Origin of the sequence: Ligilactobacillus aviarius (assembly GCF_001654615.1) — a bacterium.
GTDB classification, from domain to species: Bacteria; Bacillota; Bacilli; order Lactobacillales; family Lactobacillaceae; genus Ligilactobacillus; species Ligilactobacillus aviarius_B.
Genome location: NZ_LWUD01000036.1, coordinates 1 through 1,110, shown reverse-complemented (window position 1 = coordinate 1,110; position 1,110 = coordinate 1). Strand labels below are relative to the sequence as shown.

Below are 1,110 nucleotides of genomic sequence, written 5' to 3'. Positions count from 1 at the left end.
AAAGGTCTTCAAGTGGCATATTAGCTAAATCATCGACTGATAATTCTTCAGTCATTAATTCAATCGTTGTCGCACTAAATACTTGGACAGAGTCCAGTTCACGTGACAAGGTATTGACCTTATAACAAAGATTTTCGAGAAAGTGTTGTTTAGTTTCGGTTAATTGTTGAATTAGTTGGTAGCGAGAACGAGTAAGGCGTTGTAAAGCCATAAATTTTTCTTCACGCATTGGTGAAGTCGTTCCTCGTCCAATTCTCAAATAATCAGCAATGATAAAAGCATCATTATAATCAGTTTTATCAGTATCGTAAGACTCGGCATATTTCCGAACTCGCCGTGGATCTTCAATCACAGTTTTGACATTTAATGCTTTCAATTCTTGATCGTTTTGAAAGAAAATTGCCGGATGAAAACTGTAGAGTGAAGTTGATTCCATACCAATCATGATCTTTTTAAAATGATTTTCATCGTTAAGTTTGATAATTTCATTTTTGATCTGACTGGCACCAACGGTGTCATTAGCAAAACGAGTTCGTAAGAATACTTGGTCAATTTGGTTACCAAGGAAACATGCCTCTAATGTCTCAGAGCTAACGTCTAAACCAACAAATAAATTCATAGGAAAGACCTCCTTTCTGATTGAATTTAGGAATTGTTTTAGTACTGAGGGCTACCCAAGATAACATTGCATAACAGCAGCCTCGCATAAAAGAATTCCATTCTATGAGATAAAAGCTGCATTTCAACCCTACTAAGTTGAAATAAATCCCATAGAGAAACAAGTAATGCGTATGAAGTTATAGCAATGATCTGGGGAACACGCTTAAATTAGTAGTCAAAACTACAGGAGGAGCTAGAGCAATCCCATTTAGGACTTTCCTAGTGATTATTATCTCAGGTACCACACAGTACTAAAACAAAAAGATTATTTTTAAGGAAAATCATCGTGAGATGATTACAAAACATATATTACGAGCTGTCTCTTATACATATCGAACGCTGCCGACGATCTTACGCGTGTAGATATCGCGTTGATGCGTTTAGTGCAACAAAATCAAAACGACAAACAACGAAAACCACTAGAACACTGAAGATCCAAACACGATCAGG

The 1,110-nt window shown here is 36.4% G+C and carries 1 protein-coding gene; it reads right to left on the bottom strand.

What is annotated here, in order from left to right:
* A partial coding sequence (locus A3O17_RS05695) for an IS110 family transposase (RefSeq protein WP_155729654.1) occupies positions 1 to 619 on the bottom strand: 619 nt, incomplete at its 3' end.
* Positions 620 to 1,110 lie beyond the last annotated feature (491 nt).